This is a genomic window from Streptomyces sp. NPDC041135 (assembly GCF_055592085.1).
Genome location: NZ_JBVIYZ010000004.1, coordinates 287,534 through 308,655 on the forward strand (window position 1 = coordinate 287,534; position 21,122 = coordinate 308,655).

General features: G+C 73.2%; 21 protein-coding genes. 7 read left to right on the top strand and 14 right to left on the bottom strand.

All coding sequences use genetic code 11. The features are described 5' to 3' along the window. Positions 1–11: 11 nt before the first annotated feature. The gene (locus ACZ6CZ_RS12420; protein ID WP_469018546.1) at positions 12–773 is read right to left on the bottom strand and encodes a dienelactone hydrolase family protein; all 762 of its coding nucleotides are present in this window, start codon (positions 771–773) and stop codon (positions 12–14) included. A 113-nt stretch (positions 774–886) separates the two neighbouring features. On the opposite strand from ACZ6CZ_RS12420, the gene ACZ6CZ_RS12425 reads away from it, so the two are divergent. Together ACZ6CZ_RS12425 and ACZ6CZ_RS12430 are read left to right on the top strand one after the other, a co-directional pair. Then, entirely contained in the window at positions 887–2,065 is a 1,179-nt protein-coding gene (locus tag ACZ6CZ_RS12425; RefSeq protein ID WP_469018549.1) for an adenosine deaminase, read from the top strand. Positions 2,066–2,214: 149 nt separating this feature from the next. After that, a complete protein-coding gene (locus tag ACZ6CZ_RS12430) occupies positions 2,215–2,568 on the top strand; it encodes an ATP-binding protein (RefSeq protein ID WP_469018552.1) in 354 nt (117 codons plus the stop codon). A 57-nt stretch (positions 2,569–2,625) separates the two neighbouring features. Here the strand turns inward: ACZ6CZ_RS12430 and ACZ6CZ_RS12435 are convergent, their stop codons facing one another. The 5 genes from ACZ6CZ_RS12435 to afsQ1 all read right to left on the bottom strand — a co-directional run bounded on the left by ACZ6CZ_RS12435 (position 2,626) and on the right by afsQ1 (position 6,425). Next, positions 2,626–2,823, bottom strand: coding sequence for a PspC domain-containing protein (locus ACZ6CZ_RS12435; RefSeq protein ID WP_469018554.1), 198 nt, complete (start codon positions 2,821–2,823; stop codon positions 2,626–2,628). Positions 2,824–2,894: 71 nt separating this feature from the next. Beyond that, positions 2,895–3,476: a VanZ family protein gene (locus ACZ6CZ_RS12440; RefSeq protein ID WP_469018557.1), complete on the bottom strand. Its 582-nt coding sequence runs from the start codon at positions 3,474–3,476 to the stop codon at positions 2,895–2,897. 86 nt (positions 3,477–3,562) lie between these two features. Then, positions 3,563–4,165, bottom strand: a complete 603-nt coding sequence (locus tag ACZ6CZ_RS12445) for a hypothetical protein (RefSeq protein WP_469018559.1) — start codon at positions 4,163–4,165, stop codon at positions 3,563–3,565. Continuing rightward, on the bottom strand, positions 4,162–5,751 hold the full coding sequence (locus ACZ6CZ_RS12450; RefSeq protein ID WP_469018562.1) for an ATP-binding protein: 1,590 nt from the start codon (positions 5,749–5,751) through the stop codon (positions 4,162–4,164). Before ACZ6CZ_RS12450 ends, ACZ6CZ_RS12445 begins: the two co-directional genes overlap by 4 nt. Next, positions 5,748–6,425 (bottom strand): two-component system response regulator AfsQ1, encoded by a 678-nt coding sequence (gene afsQ1, locus ACZ6CZ_RS12455; protein WP_469018565.1) that lies wholly within the window; start codon positions 6,423–6,425, stop codon positions 5,748–5,750. The genes ACZ6CZ_RS12450 and afsQ1 overlap by 4 nt, the downstream gene beginning before the upstream one ends. Positions 6,426–6,675: 250 nt before the next feature. Between afsQ1 and ACZ6CZ_RS12460 the strand changes: the two genes are divergently transcribed. Then, complete coding sequence (locus ACZ6CZ_RS12460) at positions 6,676–7,434, top strand: SigE family RNA polymerase sigma factor (protein WP_469018568.1); 759 nt, start codon at positions 6,676–6,678, stop codon at positions 7,432–7,434. Between the two features lie 173 nt (positions 7,435–7,607). On the opposite strand, the gene ACZ6CZ_RS12465 is transcribed toward ACZ6CZ_RS12460, so the two are convergent. After that, the gene (locus ACZ6CZ_RS12465; RefSeq protein WP_469018571.1) at positions 7,608–8,243 is read right to left on the bottom strand and encodes a uridine kinase family protein; all 636 of its coding nucleotides are present in this window, start codon (positions 8,241–8,243) and stop codon (positions 7,608–7,610) included. A 127-nt stretch (positions 8,244–8,370) separates the two neighbouring features. Between ACZ6CZ_RS12465 and ACZ6CZ_RS12470 the strand changes: the two genes are divergently transcribed. Further along, complete coding sequence (locus ACZ6CZ_RS12470) at positions 8,371–8,787, top strand: hypothetical protein (RefSeq protein WP_469018573.1); 417 nt, start codon at positions 8,371–8,373, stop codon at positions 8,785–8,787. Positions 8,788–8,860: 73 nt separating this feature from the next. On the opposite strand, the gene ACZ6CZ_RS12475 is transcribed toward ACZ6CZ_RS12470, so the two are convergent. The 3 genes from ACZ6CZ_RS12475 to deoC are packed head-to-tail and all read right to left on the bottom strand — an operon-like array spanning position 8,861 to position 12,170. Continuing rightward, on the bottom strand, positions 8,861–9,772 hold the full coding sequence (locus ACZ6CZ_RS12475; protein WP_469018576.1) for an aldehyde dehydrogenase family protein: 912 nt from the start codon (positions 9,770–9,772) through the stop codon (positions 8,861–8,863). Next, complete coding sequence (locus ACZ6CZ_RS12480) at positions 9,765–11,195, bottom strand: aldehyde dehydrogenase family protein (RefSeq protein ID WP_469018579.1); 1,431 nt, start codon at positions 11,193–11,195, stop codon at positions 9,765–9,767. Before ACZ6CZ_RS12480 ends, ACZ6CZ_RS12475 begins: the two co-directional genes overlap by 8 nt. Positions 11,196–11,201: 6 nt before the next feature. Next, a complete protein-coding gene (gene deoC / locus ACZ6CZ_RS12485; protein WP_469018582.1) occupies positions 11,202–12,170 on the bottom strand; it encodes a deoxyribose-phosphate aldolase in 969 nt (322 codons plus the stop codon). Between the two features lie 110 nt (positions 12,171–12,280). On the opposite strand from deoC, the gene ACZ6CZ_RS12490 reads away from it, so the two are divergent. Further along, on the top strand, positions 12,281–12,988 hold the full coding sequence (locus tag ACZ6CZ_RS12490) for a PH domain-containing protein (RefSeq protein WP_469018584.1): 708 nt from the start codon (positions 12,281–12,283) through the stop codon (positions 12,986–12,988). 51 nt (positions 12,989–13,039) lie between these two features. On the opposite strand, the gene ACZ6CZ_RS12495 is transcribed toward ACZ6CZ_RS12490, so the two are convergent. The 3 genes from ACZ6CZ_RS12495 to ACZ6CZ_RS12505 all read right to left on the bottom strand — a co-directional run bounded on the left by ACZ6CZ_RS12495 (position 13,040) and on the right by ACZ6CZ_RS12505 (position 16,121). After that, the gene (locus ACZ6CZ_RS12495) at positions 13,040–14,686 is read right to left on the bottom strand and encodes a phospho-sugar mutase (protein WP_469018587.1); all 1,647 of its coding nucleotides are present in this window, start codon (positions 14,684–14,686) and stop codon (positions 13,040–13,042) included. Positions 14,687–14,761: 75 nt separating this feature from the next. Then, the gene (locus ACZ6CZ_RS12500; RefSeq protein WP_469018589.1) at positions 14,762–15,586 is read right to left on the bottom strand and encodes a purine-nucleoside phosphorylase; all 825 of its coding nucleotides are present in this window, start codon (positions 15,584–15,586) and stop codon (positions 14,762–14,764) included. Between the two features lie 97 nt (positions 15,587–15,683). Further along, on the bottom strand, positions 15,684–16,121 hold the full coding sequence (locus ACZ6CZ_RS12505) for a gamma-glutamylcyclotransferase family protein (protein WP_469018592.1): 438 nt from the start codon (positions 16,119–16,121) through the stop codon (positions 15,684–15,686). A 158-nt stretch (positions 16,122–16,279) separates the two neighbouring features. On the opposite strand from ACZ6CZ_RS12505, the gene ACZ6CZ_RS12510 reads away from it, so the two are divergent. Both ACZ6CZ_RS12510 and ACZ6CZ_RS12515 read left to right on the top strand, forming a co-directional pair. Beyond that, positions 16,280–17,728: an NAD(P)H-quinone dehydrogenase gene (locus ACZ6CZ_RS12510; RefSeq protein ID WP_469018595.1), complete on the top strand. Its 1,449-nt coding sequence runs from the start codon at positions 16,280–16,282 to the stop codon at positions 17,726–17,728. A 190-nt stretch (positions 17,729–17,918) separates the two neighbouring features. Continuing rightward, entirely contained in the window at positions 17,919–18,851 is a 933-nt protein-coding gene (locus ACZ6CZ_RS12515) for a DeoR/GlpR family DNA-binding transcription regulator (RefSeq protein ID WP_469018597.1), read from the top strand. Positions 18,852–19,037: 186 nt separating this feature from the next. Here the strand turns inward: ACZ6CZ_RS12515 and ACZ6CZ_RS12520 are convergent, their stop codons facing one another. Continuing rightward, positions 19,038–20,810, bottom strand: coding sequence for an acetyl/propionyl/methylcrotonyl-CoA carboxylase subunit alpha (locus ACZ6CZ_RS12520; RefSeq protein ID WP_469018600.1), 1,773 nt, complete (start codon positions 20,808–20,810; stop codon positions 19,038–19,040). Positions 20,811–21,122 lie beyond the last annotated feature (312 nt).

The window sequence follows — 21,122 nt, forward strand, 5'->3', positions numbered from 1 at the left end:
CGGGACCGGTCCTACCGCCGCCGCCCGGAGCCGAACCCGGCGGCCAGCGGCATGCGCAGCCCGATGGGCGGCGGCGCGGCCAGCGCGTCCTCCACCGGCCGCGCGACCGGGTGCCCGAACAGCGCGCCCAGCGCGAAGTCCGCGGCCAGGCCGCACACCTCGTCGCGGTGCTGGTGCAGCCCGTGCCCGTCCGAGTGCACCTCGAACCGGCACACCTCGCGGTTCGCCTTCTTCGCCCGCGCCGCGAGCCGGAAGGACAGCTCGGGGTCGGCCCGCTCGTCGTTGGTGCCGTGCACGACCAGCACCCGGCGCCCCACCAGCTGCTTCACCGGTTCCGGCGGCAGCGCCACGTCCTCCGGGGGCAGCCAGGGGGCGATGGCCACCACGGAGTTGACCGCCTCGTGGCCGCCCGCCCGCAGCGCCGCCCGGCCGCCCATGTCCACGCCCACCAGGCACACGGGCACGTCCCCGTACCGCCGTACGATCTCGTCCGCGGCCCAGGACGCGTCGCCCGCCAGGTGCGCCTCGCCGCCGTTCCAGCCCCGGTAGCGGTAGTGCACCGTGTGGACGGCCAGCTCCTCCTCGCGTGCCACGCGGGCCAGCCGGCGGGCCAGGGAGCGGACGAAGCCCGTCCCCCGGACGGCGGAGGGTCTGCGGGCGGACACCTCCTCGCCGCCGGGGAGCAGCAGCACCGCCCCGCTCACCGCTGCCGGCGCCTGGCCGACTGCCCTTCCCAGCCTGGCCGTTCGGGCCGGCGCCGTTTGCTGTCCCATGACAGAACAGTGTCAGAAGCCACGGTGTACGAAACCCGTCCGTGCGGTCACCGTTACGTATCGACGGATTCGTACACCGCGCCATCTACGCGCGTAGGAGTTAGGGTGCGCAGATGACGAGCCAGACCGCACCGCGCCACACCGCACCCAGCGGGAACGTTCCGACGCCGGACCAGATCCGCCGCGCCCCCAAGGTCGTGCTGCACGACCACCTCGACGGCGGGCTCCGCCCCGCGACCGTCGTCGAACTGGCCCGGGAGACGGGCTACTCCCACCTCCCCGAGACCGACCCCGGCAAGCTCGGCACCTGGTTCGCCGAGGCCGCCGACTCCGGCTCGCTGGAGCGGTACCTGGAGACGTTCTCGCACACCGTCGCGGTGATGCAGACCCGTGAGGCGCTGGTCCGGGTGGCCCGGGAGTGCGCCGAGGACCTCGCGCGGGACGGCGTCGTGTACGCCGAGGTGCGCTACGCGCCGGAGCAGCACCTGGCGGACGGGCTGAGCCTGGAGGACGTCGTCGAGGCGGTCAACGAGGGCTTCCGGCAGGGCGAGCGGCTCGCCCGGGACACCGGCCACCGCATCCGCGTCGGCGCCCTGCTGACCGCCATGCGGCACGCGGCCCGCTCCCTGGAGATCGCCGAACTCGCCAACCGCTACCGGGACCTGGGCGTCGTCGGCTTCGACATCGCCGGCGCCGAGGCCGGCTACCCGCCCACCCGGCACCTGGACGCCTTCGAGTACCTGAAGCGGGAGAACAACCACTTCACCATCCACGCGGGCGAGGCCTTCGGGCTGCCGTCCATCTGGCAGGCCCTGCAGTGGTGCGGCGCCGACCGGCTCGGCCACGGGGTGCGGATCATCGACGACATCCAGGTGCGCGAGGACGGCTCGGTCACCCTCGGCCGGCTCGCCTCCTACGTCCGCGACAAGCGCATCCCGCTGGAGCTGTGCCCCAGCTCCAACCTGCAGACCGGGGCCGCCACCTCCTACGCCGAGCACCCGATCGGGCTGCTGCGCCGGCTCCACTTCCGCGCCACCGTGAACACGGACAACCGCCTGATGTCGCACACCACCATGAGCCGGGAATTCGAGCACCTCGTCGAGGCATTCGCCTACACGCTCGACGACATGCAGTGGTTCTCCGTCAATGCGATGAAATCAGCGTTCATTCCTTTCGATGAACGACTGGCCATGATCAATGACGTGATCAAGCCGGGATACGCGGAACTGAAGTCCGAATGGCTGTTCCGGCAGACCGCCTCCACCAGCGGATCTGCCCGGTCCGAGGGCTAGCGGCGCCCCGGAGGGGGCGGCGGAGTGCGGACGGCCCGCCGTCGGCCGTCCGTATTTCGGTGTTTGCGGCCGGTGGTCCGGCATGTTTACGGTCGGAAACCGCTCGGACCGTTCCGACTCCCGTCTCCGCTCTCAAGGACGCACTCACCATGAAGCAGTCTGCCGCCAAGACCCTCGGTGTCGCCGCCCTCGGTGCCGCCTTCGCCGCCGTCGGCGCGGGCGCCGCCAGCGCCGCCCCGGCCGTCCCGGACGCCGCCCACGCCCTGGACACCGCCACCCGGACGCTGCCGGCCGCGAACGCAGGCAACGCGCTGCCGGGTGCCGGTGAGGCGCTGACCCAGGGTCAGGGCGCCCTCGGTGCCGGGCTCACCGCCGCGCAGCCGGCCGGGCGCGAGGTGCTCGCCGACGGCCCGGCAGCCCCGCTCGCCCGACTGCTCGGCGGACTGCCCGTCAAGGGCGCGCCCACGCACGGCATCCCGGTCAACGGCATCGCGATCGGCTGAGGCCGGCCCACCCCGCCGAGGCGCCCCGGATCTCCGGGCGCGCCCCGTCGGCGCCGGTCACCAGGTACGCGCCCGGTCCTCCGCCGGCAGGAAGATCCACAGGGCGATGTAGAGCAGGAACTGCGGGCCCGGCAGCAGGCAGGACAGCAGGAAGACGACCCGCATCGTCGTCGCGGAGGTGCCGAAGCGCCGTGCCAGCGCGGCACACACTCCGCCGATCACGCGGCCGTCGGTGGGGCGGGCGAGGGCGGTCATGTCGACGCTCCTTGTCTCGGGTCCGGCCGGTGCCCGGGCGGGCGGGCCGGTGTGCCCGTCTGACCTCCACACTAGGGAACAGGGTGGGACGAAGCGTCGCTCCACGGGGCGATCCCGACCCTGGGAATCGTCGGGGTCCGACCCTGAGCCGCCTCCTCCGGCGGCAGTGCCGGCACGCCCCCGCGCGCCCCCCGGCGGCGCAGCAGCGCCCGTCCGGCCGGTACGACGGCGAGGTGGGCCAGCGCCACACCGGCCGTGTTCAGCAGCAGCGAGTCGACGTCCACGACCCGGCCGGGCACCCCGGTCTGCAGCAGGGCGATGCCCAGCGACAACAGGGCGCCGGCGGCCGCCGTCCGCAGCAGCGAGGCCAGCGGGGAGACGTCGAGCCTGCCGTGGGCCGTCGGCAGCAGCACGCCGAGCGGCGCCAGCAGGGCCAGCCCCTCGCCGATCCGGACGGCCGCCCGCGTCCCGCCCAGCGCCAGGTCCGCGCGGATGCCGGCGAACGGGCGCAGATTGGCGGGCATCACCCACGGCACGTCCAGCGGCCGCAGCATCAGCCAGGCGACGAACGCGAGGTGCGCGACCAGGAGGACACCCCCTGTCGCCCGGACGCTGATCGCGGCGCTGCCGCCGATGGAGCCTTGACGCTGCACGCCCCCCTAGACGCGCCCCCGTGCGCGATCGGTTCCGCCCGCGGCACGCGCGCGTACGCAGGGCGCCGCCTCGGCACCGGACCGCGTCAGTGCCGGGCCACCTCGCCGGACGGCGGCTCGGTGGTGCCGGGCCGGGAGCGGACCTCGTCGGTGCACTCGTAACGGCGCAGTGCCCCGGCGCCCGTGCCGCCCAGGACGACCGAGCCGTCGCCCTCGGCGGCCGCCGAGTCCGACAGGGTGCACACCACCTGCGCGAGGGCGTAGGAGGTGAGCCGCTCCGGCGCGGTGCTCAGCCGCAGGGTCTCCTCCGGGTCGCCGGGGCGCGGCCCGCTCACGCCCACCCCGCCGGGGACGTACGTGGTGTAGCCGGCGCCCTTCTCGGTCGGCGACGGCGCCGCGGCGAGCTGGTCCAGCAGCCCCTGCGCGACGATCACCCGGCGCCGCGCGTCCGGCGTGCCCTCGGGGACGCGCACCGTCCGGTCGACGGCCACCAGCGACGCCCCGCACAGCAGGAACACCTGCACCGGCACCCCGTGCGCGCTCGCCGACGGGTCGGGACCGGTCAGCGAGCACGGCACCCGGGAGGGCGCCCCGCCGAAGTCCGTCGGGACCTCGGTGGCCCGGATGCCGCAGCCGGTCAGCACCACCGCGAGCAGCGGCAGCGCCCAGAGGCGGCGGCCGGTCCTCATGCCCCCTCCTTCCGGGTACCGCCGGCGGGGTCCGCGCCGCCCGGCCCGCCGGGGCCGCTCTCCTCGGTCAGCGACGAGGCGTCCCGGGGCAGCCGCAGCGTGAACACCGCGCCGCCGTCGGGTGAGTTGGCGGCGGTGATGGCACCGCCGTGGATGTGGGCGTTCTCCATGGCGATGGAGAGCCCGAGGCCGCTGCCCTCGGAGCGCGGCCGGGAGGCGCTGGCCTTGAAGAAGCGGTCGAAGACGTGCGGCAGGACGTCCTCGGGGATGCCGGGACCGTGATCGCGGACGCCGACGACGAGTTCGTCGCCGTCGATGCGCACGGCCACCCGCACCGGCGAACCGCCGTGCTTGAGCGCGTTGCCGATCAGGTTGGCGAGGATGACGTCCAGGCGGCGCGGGTCCAGCCGGGCGTGCACGCCGCGCTCGGCGTCCAGGTCCACCGCGTCCAGCCAGGCGCGGGCGTCGATGCAGGCGGTGATCTGGTCGGCGATGTCGACGTCGTCCAGGACCAGGCGGGCGGTGCCCGCGTCGAAGCGGGTGACCTCCATCAGGTTCTCCACCAGGGAGTTCAGCCGCCGCGTCTCGCTGACCACGAGCCGTACCGCCGGCTCGATCATCGGGTCCATCCCGCCGGCCTCCGAGTCCAGCTCCTCCTCCAGCACCTCCGTCACGGCGGTGATGGCGGTCAGCGGTGTCCGCAGCTCGTGCGACATGTCGGCGACGAACCTGCGGGAGGCGTCGTCGCGGGCGGCCATGTCCGCGACCCGCTTCTCCAGCGCCTCGGCCGCCTTGTTGAACGTCCGTGACAGATCGGCCAGTTCGTCCGTGCCGGACACCTCCAGCCGGGTGTCCAGCCGGCCCTCGCCCAGCCGCCGGGCGGCCACCCCGAGGCGGTGCACCGGCTTCAGCACGGTGGTGGCCGCGGCCTGCGCCAGCAGCGCCGAGCCGATCAGCGCCAGCCCGGTGGCGATCCCCAGCGACCAGGCCAGCGAGTTGAGGTCCTTCGCCTCCGGCTCCAGGGACTTGACCATGTACCCGGTCGGCCCGCCGCCGATCACCCTCGTCCCCGCCACCAGGTACGGGGTGCCCCGGTCGACGACCCGCTGCCAGTACAGGTGGTACGGGGACCGGTCGCCGTCGCCGGTCTTCTGCTGCTTGTCCACCGCGGCCCGCAGCGAGGCGGGCACGTCCTCCAGGGAGAACCCGTTCAGGCCGCCCGAACTGCCGTAGACCGTCTTGCCGCCGGTGTCCTGCGCGACCAGCAGCACGCTGAAGCGCTGGCTGCTGTTCGCCATCTGGCCCGCGGTGCGCTGCACTTCGTCCTGGGTGGGGTGCACGGGCAGCGCGCCCGCCCTGTTCTGCATCTCCTGCCGGAAGTCGCGCAGCACCGCGTCCTGGGTGCGGGTGAGCACCGCCTCCCGGTTCAGCCAGTACGCGATGGCCGAGGCGGACACCGCCGCGGTGAGCGCCACCAGGGCGAACACCACGACCAGCCGCAGTCGCAGACTGGTGAAACGCAGCCGCGACAGGCTTCCGCCGCGCCCCGCGGCCCAGCCGCGGACCCCCCTGTGCCGTTCGGTCACTGAGGGACGTCCAGGCGGTAGCCGACACCACGCACGGTACGGATCAGGGTCGGCGAGGACGGCACGTCCTCCACCTTGGCGCGCAACCGCTGCACGCACGCGTCCACCAGCCGGGAGTCACCCAGGTAGTCGTGCTCCCACACCAGTCGCAGCAGCTGCTGCCGGGACAGCGCCTGGCCGGGGCGCCGGCTCAGCTCCAGCAGCAGCCGCAGCTCGGTCGGCGTCAGCTGGAGGTCCTCGCCGTTCTTCGTCACGGTCATCGCCGAGCGGTCGATGACGACGCTGCCGAAGGTGGCCGAGTCGCTGGACTCGCGCTCGCCGCGCCGCAGCACGGCCCGGATGCGGGCGTCCAGCACCCGCCCCTGCACCGGCTTGACGACGTAGTCGTCGGCGCCGGACTCCAGGCCCACCACCACGTCGATGTCGTCGCTGCGCGCGGTGAGCAGGATGATCGGCAGCTGGTCCGTGCGCCGGATGCGGCGGCACACCTCGAAGCCGTCGATGCCGGGCAGCATCACGTCCAGCACGATCAGGTCCGGCCGCTGCTCGCGGAGCAGCTTCAGGCCGTCCTCACCGGTGGCAGCGGTGGACACCCGGTGCCCCTGGCGCGTCAGTGAGAGCTCCAGGGCCGTACGGATGGCGTCGTCGTCCTCGATCAGCAACAGGGAAGGCACGGGGCTCATTCTGGCCCATGGAGGGGCTTCCGTACGACCTGTGCGGCCCGTCGCCCGTGGAACCCTTCCACCGCCACCGCCTGTGCCGGCCGGTGACCGCGCCGTGCCCGGTCCCTGTGACAGGTCTGTGACAGTCGGCGGACACGGCCATGAAGTGCTCTCGGCAAGCTTCTCGGCACAGGCGGGGAAGCGATCGCCTGGCACGACCGGCAAGCCGGACCACCGGTAAGTCCACGACGGGGGGCGCGAGATGAACACGCTGCACGGCACCACCACCAGCGCAGTGATCACGCGGCTGCACGACGTGCACGGGGGGCGGGGAGCGGAGAAGTCCGGCGCCGTGATCGGACGGGGGTGCGCTCGCGGCGCCGGGCGTCAGCAGACCGTGTACCTGACGGTGGTTGACGCGTGTACGGGGGAGCCCGCGGCGCCGGGCACGCACGGGGGAGGCACGTACGGGGAGGGCACGGGGGAGCGCCGTTCCCTGACGGAGGCGGAGTTCACCGCCTACGTCAAGGAGCGCCGCGCCTCCCTGTACGCCACCGCCTACCACCTGACCGGTGACCGCTTCGAGGCCGAGGACCTGCTGCAGAGCGCGCTGTTCTCGACCTACCGGGCGTGGGAGCGGATCAGCGACAAGGCCGCGGTCGGCGGCTACCTGCGCCGCACCATGACCAACCTGCACATCAGCGCCTGGCGGCGCCGCAAGCTCAACGAGTACCCGACCGAGGAACTGCCGGAGACGGCCGGCGACACGGACGCGATGCGCGGCACCGAGCTGCGCGCGGTCCTGTGGCAGGCGCTGGCCCGGCTGCCCGAACTCCAGCGGACGATGCTGGTCCTGCGCTACTACGAGGGCCGCACCGACCCGGAGATCGCGGAGATACTCGGCATCAGTGTCGGCACGGTGAAGTCCAGCATCTGGCGCTCGCTGCGCCGGCTGCGCGAGGACGAGGTCCTCAGCTTCGGCCGTGACGAGGAGCACGCCTTCGGGGAGCTGGTCGCCTGAAGGTACGGGGGGAGCGGTACCCCGGGGGAAGCAGGTGACGGGGGTCACCCGGGGAGCACGGGGGAAACACGGGGAAACACGGGGGAAGCGGGACCGGAGGGCCGGGGGGTCCGTCCGGTCCCGTTCGTGTGTACGCCCTCCGGGTGATATCCGGCAGGGCCTTGACGCAAGCGCTAGGCCGCTGAACGGGCCCGGGGCCGGTTCCCGTCCGCGGCGGTCGCCAGCCGCCCCAGGGCCTCCTCGCGGCCGCAGGCACGGGCGCCCAGCGCGACCTGGCGGGCGACGATCGACCGCTCCGCGCGCATCAGCCGCCAGCCGCGCCGCAGCAGGAACGGCACCGACTTGCGGCCCTCCCTCAGATCGCGCAGGAAGCGCCGCCGGAAGGTGGTGACCGCGCCCCGGGTCAGGCACAGCGCGTCCGCCAGCACGCCCAGCTCCCGGCAGCGCCCGACGATCTCGGCGGCGAAGATGCCCTCCGCGATGAACACCGGGGCACCGCCCAGGTGCAGCGTCTCCTCGCCGGTACGGGCGCTCAGCGAGATGTCGTACACCGGGACGGGCGTGGCGCCCGTGGCGCACAGCCGGGTGATCGCCTCGACCGCGACGTCCGCGTCCCAGGACAGCGGGTGGTCCCAGTCGATGTCGGAACTCCCGTCCACCAGGGGCAGCGTCGGGTCGTCGCCCTCCTTGTAGAAGTCGTCGAGGCGCAGCACGGGGAGCCCGGAACGGGCGGCGACGAGGGACTTGCCCGAGCCCGAGGGGCCGCTCAGCAGCACGACCCGGGCAGGTGACGGTGGATGGATGCTCACGGGACACCAGTTTGAGGCATGGAGCGCCTCCTGCCGACCCCGCGGGTCGGCTTTGGAGCACGCGTCACACGTCAACTACCCTTCGTGTCGACCCGATTACTCCGCGCCCCGAAGGTGGCATCAGCACATGGCACGATTCGCCTCCCCCCGGAACTCCACCGCGCAGCGCGCCCTGATCGCCCTCGCCACCGCGGGCGCCGCCCTCGGTGCCGGCGCCGGCGCCGCCGAGGCGGCCACCGCCCCGGTGGTGGACGCGCCGTGGCGCCCCAGCTCGCTCGGCCGGACCGACCCGCAGGCCGGCCTCACGGTCCTCACCGGCACGGTCGGCTACGCCACCGGCCCGATCGCCGGCCTCAAGCCCAACCCGCTCGCGGGCACCGGCGTCGACCCCCTCGACAACGGCGTCGGCACCCAGGTGGCCGACTTCAAGCCGCTGACGACGCAGATGGTGACCGCTCCGGTGGCGCAGGCCCCGTCGCTCGGCGCGGTACCGGTGGTGGGACAGGTCACCGGGCTCCGCGGCGCCGCCGCCCCGCTGGGCTGAGCGCACCCGGCGAACGAGAAGCCGCGCCGCCCCCGGACGGAGGGGCGGCGCGGCTCGTTCAGGTGGGCGTGGCTCAGTAGGCCGAGCCCGAGGCGCCCAGCGAGCCCGTGGGGTGCCAGACGGTCTTGGTCTCCAGGAACGCCGTCAGGCGGTCGGTGCCGGGCGTCGCCGTCCAGTCGTCCACAGGCTGTGGACGAAGGACGCGCTTGAGGTTGTCCGCCGCCGCGATCTCCAGCTCCTTCGCCAGCGCCTCGTCGGCCCCCGCGAGGTCGATGGCGTTGACGTCCTGGTGGGCGGCCAGCGGCGCCGCCAGCTCCGCCGTACGGCCGGAGAGGATGTTGACCACGCCGCCGGGCACGTCGGAGGTGGCCAGCACCTCGCCCAGGGAGAGCGCGGGCAGCGGGACCCGCTCGCCCGCGACCACCACGGCCGTGTTGCCGGTGGCGATCACCGGGGCGAGCACGGAGACCAGGCCGAGGAAGGACGACTCCTGCGGCGCCAGGACCGCGACCACGCCCGTCGGCTCGGGGGAGGACAGGTTGAAGTACGGGCCCGCGACCGGGTTGCCGCCGCCGGTCACCTGGGCGATCTTGTCGGTCCAGCCCGCGTACCAGACCCAGCGGTCGATCGTGGCCTCCACCTGGGCGGCGGCCTTCGACTTCGACAGGCCCTCGGCGTCGGCGACCTCGCGGACGAACTGGCCGCGGCGGCCCTCCAGCATCTCCGCGACGCGGTAGAGGACCTGGCCCCGGTTGTACGCCGTGGCCCCGGACCAGGCGCCGAACGCCTTGCGCGCGGCGACCACCGCGTCCCGGGCGTCCTTGCGGGACGACAGCGGCGCATTGGCCAGCCACCTGCCCCCGTCCGCCGCGTCAGCCGCCGAACTCTTCGCCGTCACCTCGTACACCCGGCCGCTCTCGGAACGCGGGAACTTCCCGCCGACGTACAGCTTGTAGGTCTTCAGTACGGAAAGCCGATCAGACATCGAGGTACGCCTCCAGGCCGTGGCGGCCGCCCTCGCGGCCGAAGCCCGACTCCTTGTAACCGCCGAACGGCGAGGTGGGGTCGAACTTGTTGAACGTGTTGGACCAGATCACGCCCGCGCGGAGCCGGCCCGCCACCGCCAGCATGCGGGAGCCCTTCTCCGTCCAGATGCCCGCGGACAGGCCGTAGGGGGTGTTGTTGGCCTTGGCGACGGCCTCCTCCGGGGTGCGGAAGGTGAGGACCGACAGCACCGGGCCGAAGATCTCGTCGCGGGCGACGGTGTGCGCCTGCGTGACGCCGGTGAACAGCGTCGGCGCGAACCAGTACCCGGAGGACGGCAGTTCGCAGGGCGGGGACCAGCGCTCGGCGCCCTCCGCCTCGCCCTGCTCGACGAGCGTGGAGATGCGCGCCAGCTGCTCGGCGGAGTTGATCGCCCCGATGTCCGTGTTCTTGTCGAGGGGATCGCCCAGCCGCAGGGTCGACAGGCGCCGCTTGAGCGCGTCCAGCAGCTCGTCCTGCACCGACTCCTGGACCAGCAGCCGGCTGCCCGCGCAGCAGACCTGGCCCTGGTTGAAGAAGATGCCGTTCACGATGCCCTCGACGGCCTGGTCGAGGGGGGCGTCGTCGAAGACGATGTTGGCGCCCTTGCCGCCGAGTTCCAGGGTGAGCTTCTTGCGGGTGCCGGCGACCGTGCGGGCGATCTCCTTGCCGACGGCCGTGGAACCGGTGAAGGCCACCTTGTTCACGTCCGGGTGGGCGACCAGGGCGGCGCCCGCGTCACCGTACCCGGGCAGGATGTTGACGACGCCGCGGGGCAGGCCCGCCTGGCGGCAGACGTCCGCGAAGAACAGCGCCGACAGCGGGGTCGTCTCGGCCGGCTTCAGCACGACCGTGTTGCCGGTGGCCAGCGCCGGGGCGATCTTCCACGCCAGCATCAGCAGCGGGAAGTTCCACGGGATGACCTGGCCGGCCACGCCCAGCGGCTTCGGCGAGGGGCCGAACCCGGCGTGGTCCAGCTTGTCGGCCCAGCCCGCGTAGTAGAAGAAGTGCGCGGCGACCAGGGGCAGGTCGGCGTCGCGGGTCTCCCGGATCGGCTTGCCGTTGTCCAGCGTCTCCAGGACCGCCAGCTCGCGGCTGCGCTCCTGGATGACACGGGCGATGCGGAAGAGGTACTTGGCGCGCTCCGCACCGGGCAGCGCGGACCAGGTGCCGAACGCCGTGCGGGCGGCCCGCACGGCCCGGTCGACGTCCTCGGAACCGGCCCGGGCGACCTCCGACAGCACCTCCTCGGTGCTCGGGGAGACCGTCTTGAAGACCTTGCCGTCGGCCGCGTCGGTGAACTCGCCGTCGATGAACAGGCCGTAGGAGGGGGCGATGTCGACGATCGCGCGCGACTCGGGCGCGGGTGCGTACTCGAAAACCATGGGGGATCAGTCCACCGTCACGTAGTCGGGGCCGGAGTAGCGGCCGGTGGCCAGCTTCTGGCGCTGCATCAGCAGGTCGTTCAGCAGCGAGGAGGCGCCGAAGCGGAACCAGTGGTTGTCCAGCCAGTCCGCGCCGGCGGTCTCGTTGACCAGGACCAGGAACTTGACGGCGTCCTTGGAGGTGCGGATGCCGCCGGCCGGCTTCACACCGACCTGGACGCCGGTCTGGGCGCGGAAGTCGCGCACGGCCTCCAGCATCAGCAGGGTGTTGGCGGGTGTGGCGTTCACCGCCACCTTGCCGGTCGACGTCTTGATGAAGTCGGCGCCCGCCAGCATGCCCAGCCAGCTGGCCCGGCGGATGTTGTCGTACGTCGACAGCTCGCCCGTCTCGAAGATGACCTTCAGACGGGCGCTCGCCCCGCAGGCCTCCTTCACGGCGACGATCTCGTCGTACACCTTCAGGTACTTGCCCGCCAGGAACGCGCCGCGGTCGATGACCATGTCGATCTCGTCGGCACCCGCGGCCACGGCGTCGCGGACGTCGGCCAGCTTCACGGCGAGGGCCGCGCGGCCGGCCGGGAAGGCGGTGGCGACCGAGGCGACCTTCACGTCCGAGCCGGCGACGGCCTCCCGGGCCGCGGGCACCATGTCGGGGTAGACGCAGACCGCGGCGGTGGCGGGCGTCGTGCGGTCCGTGGGGTCGGGGCGGACCGCCTTGGCGCCGAGCGCCCGGACCTTGCCGGGGGTGTCCGCGCCTTCGAGCGTCGTCAGGTCGACCATCGAGATGGCCAGGTCGATGGCGTACGCCTTCGCGGTCGTCTTGATGGAACGGGTGCCGAGAGAGGCGGCGCGCGCCTCCAGGCCGACCGCGTCGACGCCGGGCAGCCCGTGGAGGAAGCGGCGCAGCGTGCTGTCGGACGCGGTGACGCCGACGAGAGCATGAGCTGTGGATGCAGCGGGTGCAGTGGTGGGCATGGTCACCAGACGAGCATATCTACGCGCGTAGCGGCTGTACAGCCCCGGGCCCGGCTCCCGCTCCGGCACCGGGGACGGGCGTCGCCGGCGGCGTCGGGCAGAATCGGACCATGACGACCCCGGACCACCAGTCACCCGCGCCACCGCCGCCCCCTGCCGCCAGGGACCGCATCTACCGCTCGCCCATGGCGCTGGCGGGTGGCGTGCTGCTGCTCGTGATCGTCGGGTGGCTCGGCGTCGACGCGATCGTCAGCGGACACGACCGGACGCCGTGGCTGGCGCTGGCCGGGCTGATCCTGCTGGTGCCGCTGGTGGTCGCCTTCACCCTGCGCCCGGCCGTCTTCGTCGACCCCGACCGGCTGCGCGTGCGCAACCCGTTCCGGGTGATCACCCTGCCCTGGGGCGAGGTCGCCGCCCTGCGCTCCGGCTACTCCAACGAGGTCGTCCTCACGTCCGGCGCCCGCTACCAGTTGTGGGCCATCCCGGTCTCCCTGCGCGCCCGCAAGAAGGCCGCCCACAGACAGGCGCGGGCGGCGGCCGAGGCACGCGGCGGCGGCCGCCCGGCCCGCGGGGCCGGCGGCGGGTTCGGCCTCGGCGGCGGGTTCGGCTTCGGCGGCACGCCGGGCGGGACGGTCGAGACCGACGGCCCCACGCGCGCCGAGACCGACAAGATCATGGACGACCTGCGCGAGCTGCTGGAGACCCGGGGCGCCGAGAAGAGCGCCCAGGGACAGGTCACGGTCCGCTGGGCCTACGAGGTCGTGGCACCGGCGCTGGCCGGGGCGGTCCTGCTGGCGGTCCTGCTCGCGACGGGCTGAGACGAGCCGGGGAGGGTCCTGGGCGCCCCGGTCCGGGGCGCCCAGGCCGCGTCAGATACCCGCGGCCGCGGACAGGTCGCGCTTGACGGCCGAGAGCAGCTCGGTGGCGCGGGCGCGGGCCGCGGGCAGGCCGGCGTGCGTGGCGACCGGCACGACGACCTCCAGGTAGCACTTCAGTTTGGGCTCGGTGCCGCTGGGCCGGACGACGACCCGGGCGCCGTCCAGGGTGTAGCGCAGGCCGTCGGTGGGCGGCAGCCGGTCCGTGCCCAGGGCCAGGTCCTCGGCCCGGGTGACGGCGAGGCCGGCCAGCTCGGCCGGCGGCCGCTCCCGCAGCCGGCGCATGGCGTCGGAGATCACCGACAGGTCCTGGACGCGCACCGACAGCTGGTCGGTGGCGTGCAGCCCGTGCTCGACGGCGAGGTCGTCCAGCAGGTCCAGGAGGGTGCGGCCCTGCTCCTTGAGCTCCGAGGCCAGCTCGGTGATCAGCAGCGCCGCGGTGATGCCGTCCTTGTCGCGTACGCCGTCCGGGTCGACGCAGTAGCCGAGGGCCTCCTCGTAGCCGTAGCGCAGCCCCTCCACGCGGGCGATCCACTTGAACCCGGTGAGGGTCTCCTCGAACGGCAGCCCCGCCCGCTCGGCGATCCGGCCGAGCAGGGAGGAGGAGACGATCGACTCGGCGAAGGTGCCCCGCACGCCGCGCCGCACCAGGTGGGCGGCGAGCAGCGCGCCGACCTCGTCCCCGCGCAGCATCCGCCAGTCGGCGCCGTCCCGGACGGCGACGGCACAGCGGTCGGCGTCCGGGTCGTTGGCGACGACCAGGTCCGGGTCGCTCTCCCGGGCCTGCGCGAACGCCAGGTCCATCGCGCCGGGCTCCTCCGGGTTGGGGAAGGAGACGGTCGGGAAGTCCGGGTCCGGCTCGGCCTGCGCGGCCACCGGAACCGGCGCCGGGAAGCCGGCCCGGGCGAACGCGGCGAGCAGCACGTCCTGGCCGACGCCGTGCAGGGCCGTGTACACCGTGCGGGCGGTACGCGGGGAGCCGGCCTCGAGGACGGCGTCGGTACGGGCCAGATAGGCGTCCAGGACCGAGTCGTCGAGGATCTGCCAGCCCGCGTCCGGGCGCGGGACGTCGTGCAGCGAGGCGACCGCGTCGATCTCGGCGGCGATACCGGCGTCGGCGGGCGGGACGATCTGCGAGCCGTCGCCCAGGTAGACCTTGTACCCGTTGTCCCGGGGCGGGTTGTGGCTGGCGGTGACCTCCACGCCCGCGACCGCGCCGAGATGCCGGATCGCGAACGCCAGCACCGGGGTCGGCAGGGGCCGGGGCAGCACCGCGGCGCGCAGCCCGGCGCCCACCATCACGGCGGCGGTGTCCCGCGCGAAGTCGGCGGACTTGTGCCGGGCGTCGTAGCCGATGACGACGAGCCCGGGCTCCCCCTCGCCCGCGCCGTGGCCGTGCCGCTTCAGATAGGCGGCGAGTCCGGCGGCGGCACGGATCACGACCGAGCGGTTCATCCGCATGGGCCCGGCGCCCAGCTCGCCGCGCAGCCCCGCCGTACCGAACTGGAGCGTGCCGGCGAAGCGCGCGGACAGCTCCGTGACGTCCCCGGCGTCGATCAGCTTCGCGAGTTCCTCACGGGTCTCCGCGTCGGGGTCCTCGGCCAGCCACGCCTGGGCCCGGGCGATGAGATCGTCGTGCACGGTGGGGTCAACCTCTCGTTCGTCGTACCTGTCGCGTCGCCGTGGCGCCGGGCCCCCGGGCCCGGCCGGCGGGTCCTACAGCCGGCCGAGCACCTGGGCCAGCAGCGAGCCCATCCGGGCGGCCGAGTCGCGGCCGGCCTGGAGGACCTCCTCGTGGTTCAGCGGCTCGCCGGTCATGCCCGCGGCGAGGTTGGTGACCAGCGAGATGCCCAGCACCTCGGCGCCGGCCTCACGGGCGGCGATCGCCTCCAGGACCGTCGACATGCCCACCAGGTCGGCGCCGATCACCCGGGCCATGCGGATCTCCGCCGGCGTCTCGTAGTGCGGGCCGGGGAACTGGGCGTAGACGCCCTCCTCCAGGCTGGGGTCGATCTCCTTGCAGAGGGTGCGCAGCCGCGGCGAGTACAGGTCGGTGAGGTCGACGAAGTTCGCGCCGACGATCGGGGAGGTCGCCGTGAGGTTGATGTGGTCGCTGATCAGCACCGGCTGGCCGGGACGCATGCCCTCGCGCAGACCGCCGCAGCCGTTGGTCAGCACGATGGTCTTGCAGCCGGCGGCGACGGCCGTGCGGACGCCGTGCGCGACGGCGGCGACGCCGCGGCCCTCGTAGTAGTGGGTGCGGCCGAGGAAGACCAGCGCGCGCTTGTCACCCGTGGCGTACGAGCGGACCGTGCCGCCGTGTCCCTCGACGGCCGGCGGCGGGAAACCGGGCAGCTCGGTGACCCGGAACTCGGCGTCGGGTGCGCCCAGGGCGTCGACGGCCGGCGCCCAGCCGGAGCCCATCACGAGGGCGACGTCGTGGGTCTCGGCGCCCGTGAGTGCGCGCAGCCGCGCGGCGGCCGCGTCGGCGGCGGCGTAGGGGTCGCCCTGGGTGTCGTCCGGAAGAAGAGATGCGTTCACGCGCATGAGCGTAGCCGGTCTTCGCCTACGCGCGTAGATGACGGAGCCCACGGGATCGCGATCGTTGTCTTGTCGTTTCCGACCAAGGCGCGCCCGGTCAGCAGGGCCGCTTGCGCAGTTCCATCACGTAGTCGTGCGGCGCCCCCGCGGACTCCGCGGCGTCCGCGACCTCGCCCAGGTACCGGGCCGAGGGCAGGCCGCCCTCGTAGCCGTTGAGCACGTACAGCCACGCGGACTCCTCGCCCTCCAGCGTGTGCACCCGCACCCGCGCACGCCGGTAGATGCCGAGCGCGACACCCTCCCAGCGGTCCAGGGACTCCTCGTCGGGCGGCGACAGGTCGTACAGGCCGACGAAGACCTGGCCGCCGGGGTGCTCGACGATCGTCGCCAGGGAGCCGTCCCAGCCCAGCTGCTCGCCCCCGAACGTCAGCCGCCACCCGTTCAGCCAGCCGGTGGCGCGCAGTGGCGAGTGGGGGGCGCGGCGGGACATCAGCCGCGCGTCCAGGTTGCCGGCGTACGCGGCATAGAGCGACATGCGACGAGACTACGGCAGGGCGCCCCCGCGCCACGCGGAGAACAGGGCCCCCGGACGTCCCGCCCGCCACCCGGGAGTCCCCCTCCGGGGCCGGTGGCACCGGCCCGGGGGCCCGCCGGACCGGCCCCGGGCGGAAGCACGGCGCGGCGTGCGGGAGAATGGAGTACGTGACTCGGATCGTGATCATCGGTGGCGGACCCGGCGGATACGAAGCGGCGCTGGTGGCCGCGCAGCTCGGCGCGGAGGTGACCGTCGTCGACAGCGACGGCCTGGGCGGGGCGTCGGTGCTCACCGACTGCGTGCCGTCGAAGACCCTGATCGCCACGGCCGAGGTGATGACCACCTTCGACTCCTCCTACGAGGAGCTGGGCATCATCGTCGCCGACGACACCCCGCCGCTGGAGCAGGCGGCCCGGGTGGTCGGCGTGGACCTGGGCAAGGTCAACCGGCGGGTGAAGCGCCTGGCGCTCGCCCAGTCCCACGACATCACCGCCTCCGTGACCCGCGCCGGCGCCCGCGTCATGCGCGGCCGCGGCCGGCTCGAGGGCATGCAGGCCCTGGACGGCTCCCGCAAGGTCGTCGTCACCGCCGCCGACGGCACCGCGGAGACCCTCACCGCCGACGCCGTCCTGATCGCGACCGGCGGCCACCCCCGCGAGCTGCCCGACGCGCAGCCCGACGGCGAGCGCATCCTGAACTGGACCCAGGTCTACGACCTCACCGAGCTGCCCGAGGAACTCATCGTGGTCGGCTCCGGCGTCACCGGCGCCGAGTTCGCCGGCGCCTACCAGGCCCTGGGCTCCAAGGTCACCCTGGTCTCCTCCCGCGACCGCGTGCTGCCCGGCGAGGACCCGGACGCGGCCGCCGTCCTGGAGGACGTCTTCCGCCGCCGCGGCATGAACGTCATGGCCCGCTCCCGCGCCGAGTCCGCCAAGCGGGTCGGCGACCGCGTCGAGGTCACCCTCGCCGACGGCCGGGTCATCACCGGCTCGCACTGCCTGATGGCGGTCGGCGCCATCCCCAACAGCGCCGGCCTCGGCCTCGAGGAGGCGGGCGTCAAGGTCCGCGAGTCCGGGCACATCTGGACCGACAAGGTCTCCCGCACGACCGCGCCCGGCGTCTACGCGGCCGGTGACGTCACCGGCGTCTTCGCCCTGGCGTCCGTCGCCGCGATGCAGGGGCGCATCGCCGTCTACCACTTCCTCGGCGACGCGGTGACCCCGCTGAACCTCAAGACCGTCTCCTCCAACGTCTTCACCGACCCCGAGATCGCCACCGTCGGCTACAGCCAGGCCGACGTCGACGCGGGCAAGATCGACGCCCGGGCGGTCAAACTGCCCCTGCTGCGCAACCCGCGCGCGAAGATGCAGGGCATCCGGGACGGCTTCGTGAAGATCTTCTGCCGCCCGGGCACCGGGATCGTGGTCGGCGGCGTGGTCGTGGCGCCGCGCGCCTCGGAACTCATCCACCCGATCTCGATCGCCGTCGACAACAATCTGACGGTGGAACAGATCGCGAACGCCTTCACCGTGTACCCGTCCCTCTCGGGGTCGATCGCGGAGGTCGCCCGCCAGCTGCACAACCGCAAGGCGACCGGCGAGGCCTGACGGCCGCGACCGCGTCCCCGCTGGTCACGCGGAGTTGTCGAGCATGCGTGCGGCATAGGCGCCGGGCGTAGGCCCTATACCACTTGCGTCTCTGCCGTACGAACAACTTCTGTTATTCGGCGCAAACTGCTGAAACCAGACGGTCGTTGGGGTTACTGTCAGTTTCGTGTTCGCTGCAGAACGTCGCCAATTGATCCTCGAAATGGTGCGAGCGAATGGGGCCGTGTCGCTCCGTGAACTCGCCCGCGTCGTCCAGACCTCCGAAGTGACCGTACGGCGGGACGTGCGCGCACTGGAGGCAGAAGGACTCCTCGACCGCCGGCACGGCGGTGCGGTACTGCCGGGCGGGTTCACGCGAGAATCCGGCTTTCCGCAGAAGTCGCATCTCGCGACCGCCGAGAAGACGGCCATCGCCGACCTCGCCGCGGGACTCGTCGAAGAGGGCGAGGCCATCGTCGTCGGGGCGGGGACCACCACCCAGGAGCTGGCCCGCCGGCTCGCCCGGGTGCCCGGTCTGACCGTCGTCACCAACTCGCTCCTGGTCGCCCAGGCCCTGGCGCACGCCAACCGGGTCGAGGTCGTGATGACCGGCGGCACCCTGCGCGGTTCCAACTACGCCCTGGTCGGCTCCGGCGCCGAACAGTCCCTCCAGGGGCTGCGGGTCTCCCGGGCCTTCCTCTCCGGCAGCGGTCTGACCGCCGAGCGCGGGCTGTCCACGTCCAACATGCTGTCGGCGTCCGTCGACCGTGCGCTGGTGCAGGCGGCCGCGGAGGTCGTGGTCCTCGCCGACCACACCAAGCTGGGCACGGACACCATGTTCCAGACCGTCCCCACGGACCTCATCACCCGGCTCGTCACGGACGAACCTCCGGCGCACGACGACCGTGCCGGGACCGAGCTGCAGGCCCTTGCCGATCAGGGGGTGCAGATCGCCGTGGCCGGGGCGGCGGGGAGCCCGGGGGGTGACCAGGTCCCGGCGCGGCGTGCTCCGCTGCCGGGGCCGCGGAGGGGGCCGGGGTCCGGGCCGGGGCAGGTGGCGGGGGGTGGGCTGCGGGCGGCGTCCGTGCTCGAGGCGGGGGCCGGGGCCGAACGGGGGCGCGTCGCTGATCTGCGGCGGCGGTAGTTCTTGGGTGCGGGTCCGCTCGGGCTGGTCGCGCAGTTCCCCGCGCCCCTGAGGGGGTGGGGGTGGCGGTCGTTTGTGGGTGCGGGGCCGCGTGCGCTGGTCGCGCAGTTCCTCGCGCCCCTGGTGGGCGGGGTACGACTGAGCCCGGTGGCTGGGCCACCGGGCTCGGTCGTGGGTGGGGTGGGGTCAGTCCTTGATCTCGCAGATGGGGGCGCCCGAGGTGATGGAGGCGCCGATGTCGGCGGTGAGGCCCTTGATGGTGCCGGCCTTGTGGGCGTTGAGGGGCTGTTCCATCTTCATGGCCTCCAGGACGACGACCAGGTCGCCCTCCTTGACCTCCTGGCCTTCCTCGACGGCGATCTTGACGATGGTGCCCTGCATGGGTGAGGCGAGGGTGTCACCGGAGGCCACGGGGCCGGACTTCTTGGCCGCGCGGCGCTTGGGCTTGGCGCCGGCCGCGAGGCCGGTGCGGGCCAGGGACATGCCCAGCGACGACGGCAGGGAGACCTCGAGGCGCTTGCCGCCGACCTCGACGACGACCGTCTCGCGGCCCGTCTCCTCGTCCGCCTCGGTGTCCGCGGGAGCCGCGAACGGCTTGATCTCGTTGACGAAGCCGGTCTCGATCCAGCGGGTGTGGACGGTGAAGGGCTCGTCCGAGCCGGTCAGCTCGGGGGCGAAGGCGGGGTCCTTCACGACCGCGCGGTGGAAGGGGATGGCGGTGGCCATGCCCTCGACCTGGAACTCCTCCAGGGCGCGGGCGGCGCGCTGGAGGGCCTCCTTGCGGGTGCGGCCGGTGACGATGAGCTTGGCCAGCAGGGAGTCCCAGGCGGGGCCGATGACGCTGCCCGACTCCACGCCCGCGTCCAGGCGGACGCCGGGGCCCGAGGGCGGGTCGAAACGGGTGACGGTGCCGGGGGCGGGCAGGAAGTTGCGGCCCGGGTCCTCGCCGTTGATGCGGAACTCGAAGGAGTGGCCGCGCAGCTCGGGGTCGCCGTAGCCGAGTTCCTCGCCGTCGGCGATGCGGAACATCTCGCGCACCAGGTCGATCCCCGCGACCTCCTCGGTGACCGGGTGTTCGACCTGGAGGCGGGTGTTGACCTCCAGGAAGGAGATCGTGCCGTCCGCGCCGACGAGGAACTCCACCGTGCCGGCGCCGACGTAGCCGGCCTCCTTCAGGATCGCCTTGGAGGAGGCGTACAGCTCCTGGACCTGTGCCTCGGACAGGAACGGCGCCGGGGCCTCCTCCACCAGCTTCTGGTGGCGGCGCTGGAGGGAGCAGTCGCGGGTGGAGACGACGACCACGTTGCCGTGGGTGTCGGCCAGGCACTGGGTCTCCACGTGGCGGGGCTGGTCGAGGTAGCGCTCGACGAAGCACTCGCCGCGTCCGAAGGCGGCGACGGCCTCACGGACGGCGGAGTCGTACAGCTCGGGTACTTCTTCGAGGGTGCGGGCGACCTTCAGGCCGCGGCCGCCGCCGCCGAAGGCGGCCTTGATGGCGATGGGCAGGCCGTGCTCCTTGGCGAAGGCGACGACCTCCTCGGCTCCCGAGACGGGGTCGGGGGTGCCGGCGACCAGGGGCGCGCCGGCCCGCTGGGCGATGTGCCGGGCGGCGACCTTGTCGCCGAGGTCGCGGATGGCCTGCGGGGGCGGGCCGATCCAGATGAGGTCCGCGTCGAGCACGGCCTGGGCGAACTCGGCGTTCTCGGAGAGAAAGCCGTAGCCGGGATGGACGGCGTCCGCGCCGGACTCCCTGGCGGCGTTCAGCACTTTCTGGATGTCCAGGTAGCTGCTCGCCGGGGTGTCACCGCCCAGGGCGAACGCCTCATCCGCGGCGCGGACATGCAGAGCGTCCCGGTCCGGGTCGGCGTATACGGCCACGCTCGCGATCCCGGCGTCCCGGCAGGCCCGGGCCACGCGGACAGCGATTTCGCCACGGTTGGCGATGAGCACCTTGCGCACGATTGAGGCTCCCTCCTTGAAACAAGCCGAGTTTAGGGACTGCCGACACGGCACTTCGACCCGTCCCCAATGGTGAGCTTGCCCACACGGAGCGTGATTCGAGGCTCGCTCGACCCGCGAAAGCCCTTGTCGTACCTCGGTAGGCAGGAACTCCTCCGGGAAACCCTAGCCCTGTCATGTGGTCAAGGTCTCTGTGAGGGGGTGCTGCGGCCCACTCTGATTCTTTGTCGAGTCCCTACGAATGGCCCAACGAATCTTTGCCGCGGCCCGAACCCTTGTCCCGAGGTTTACCCGTTAGTAGCGTTCGCGATG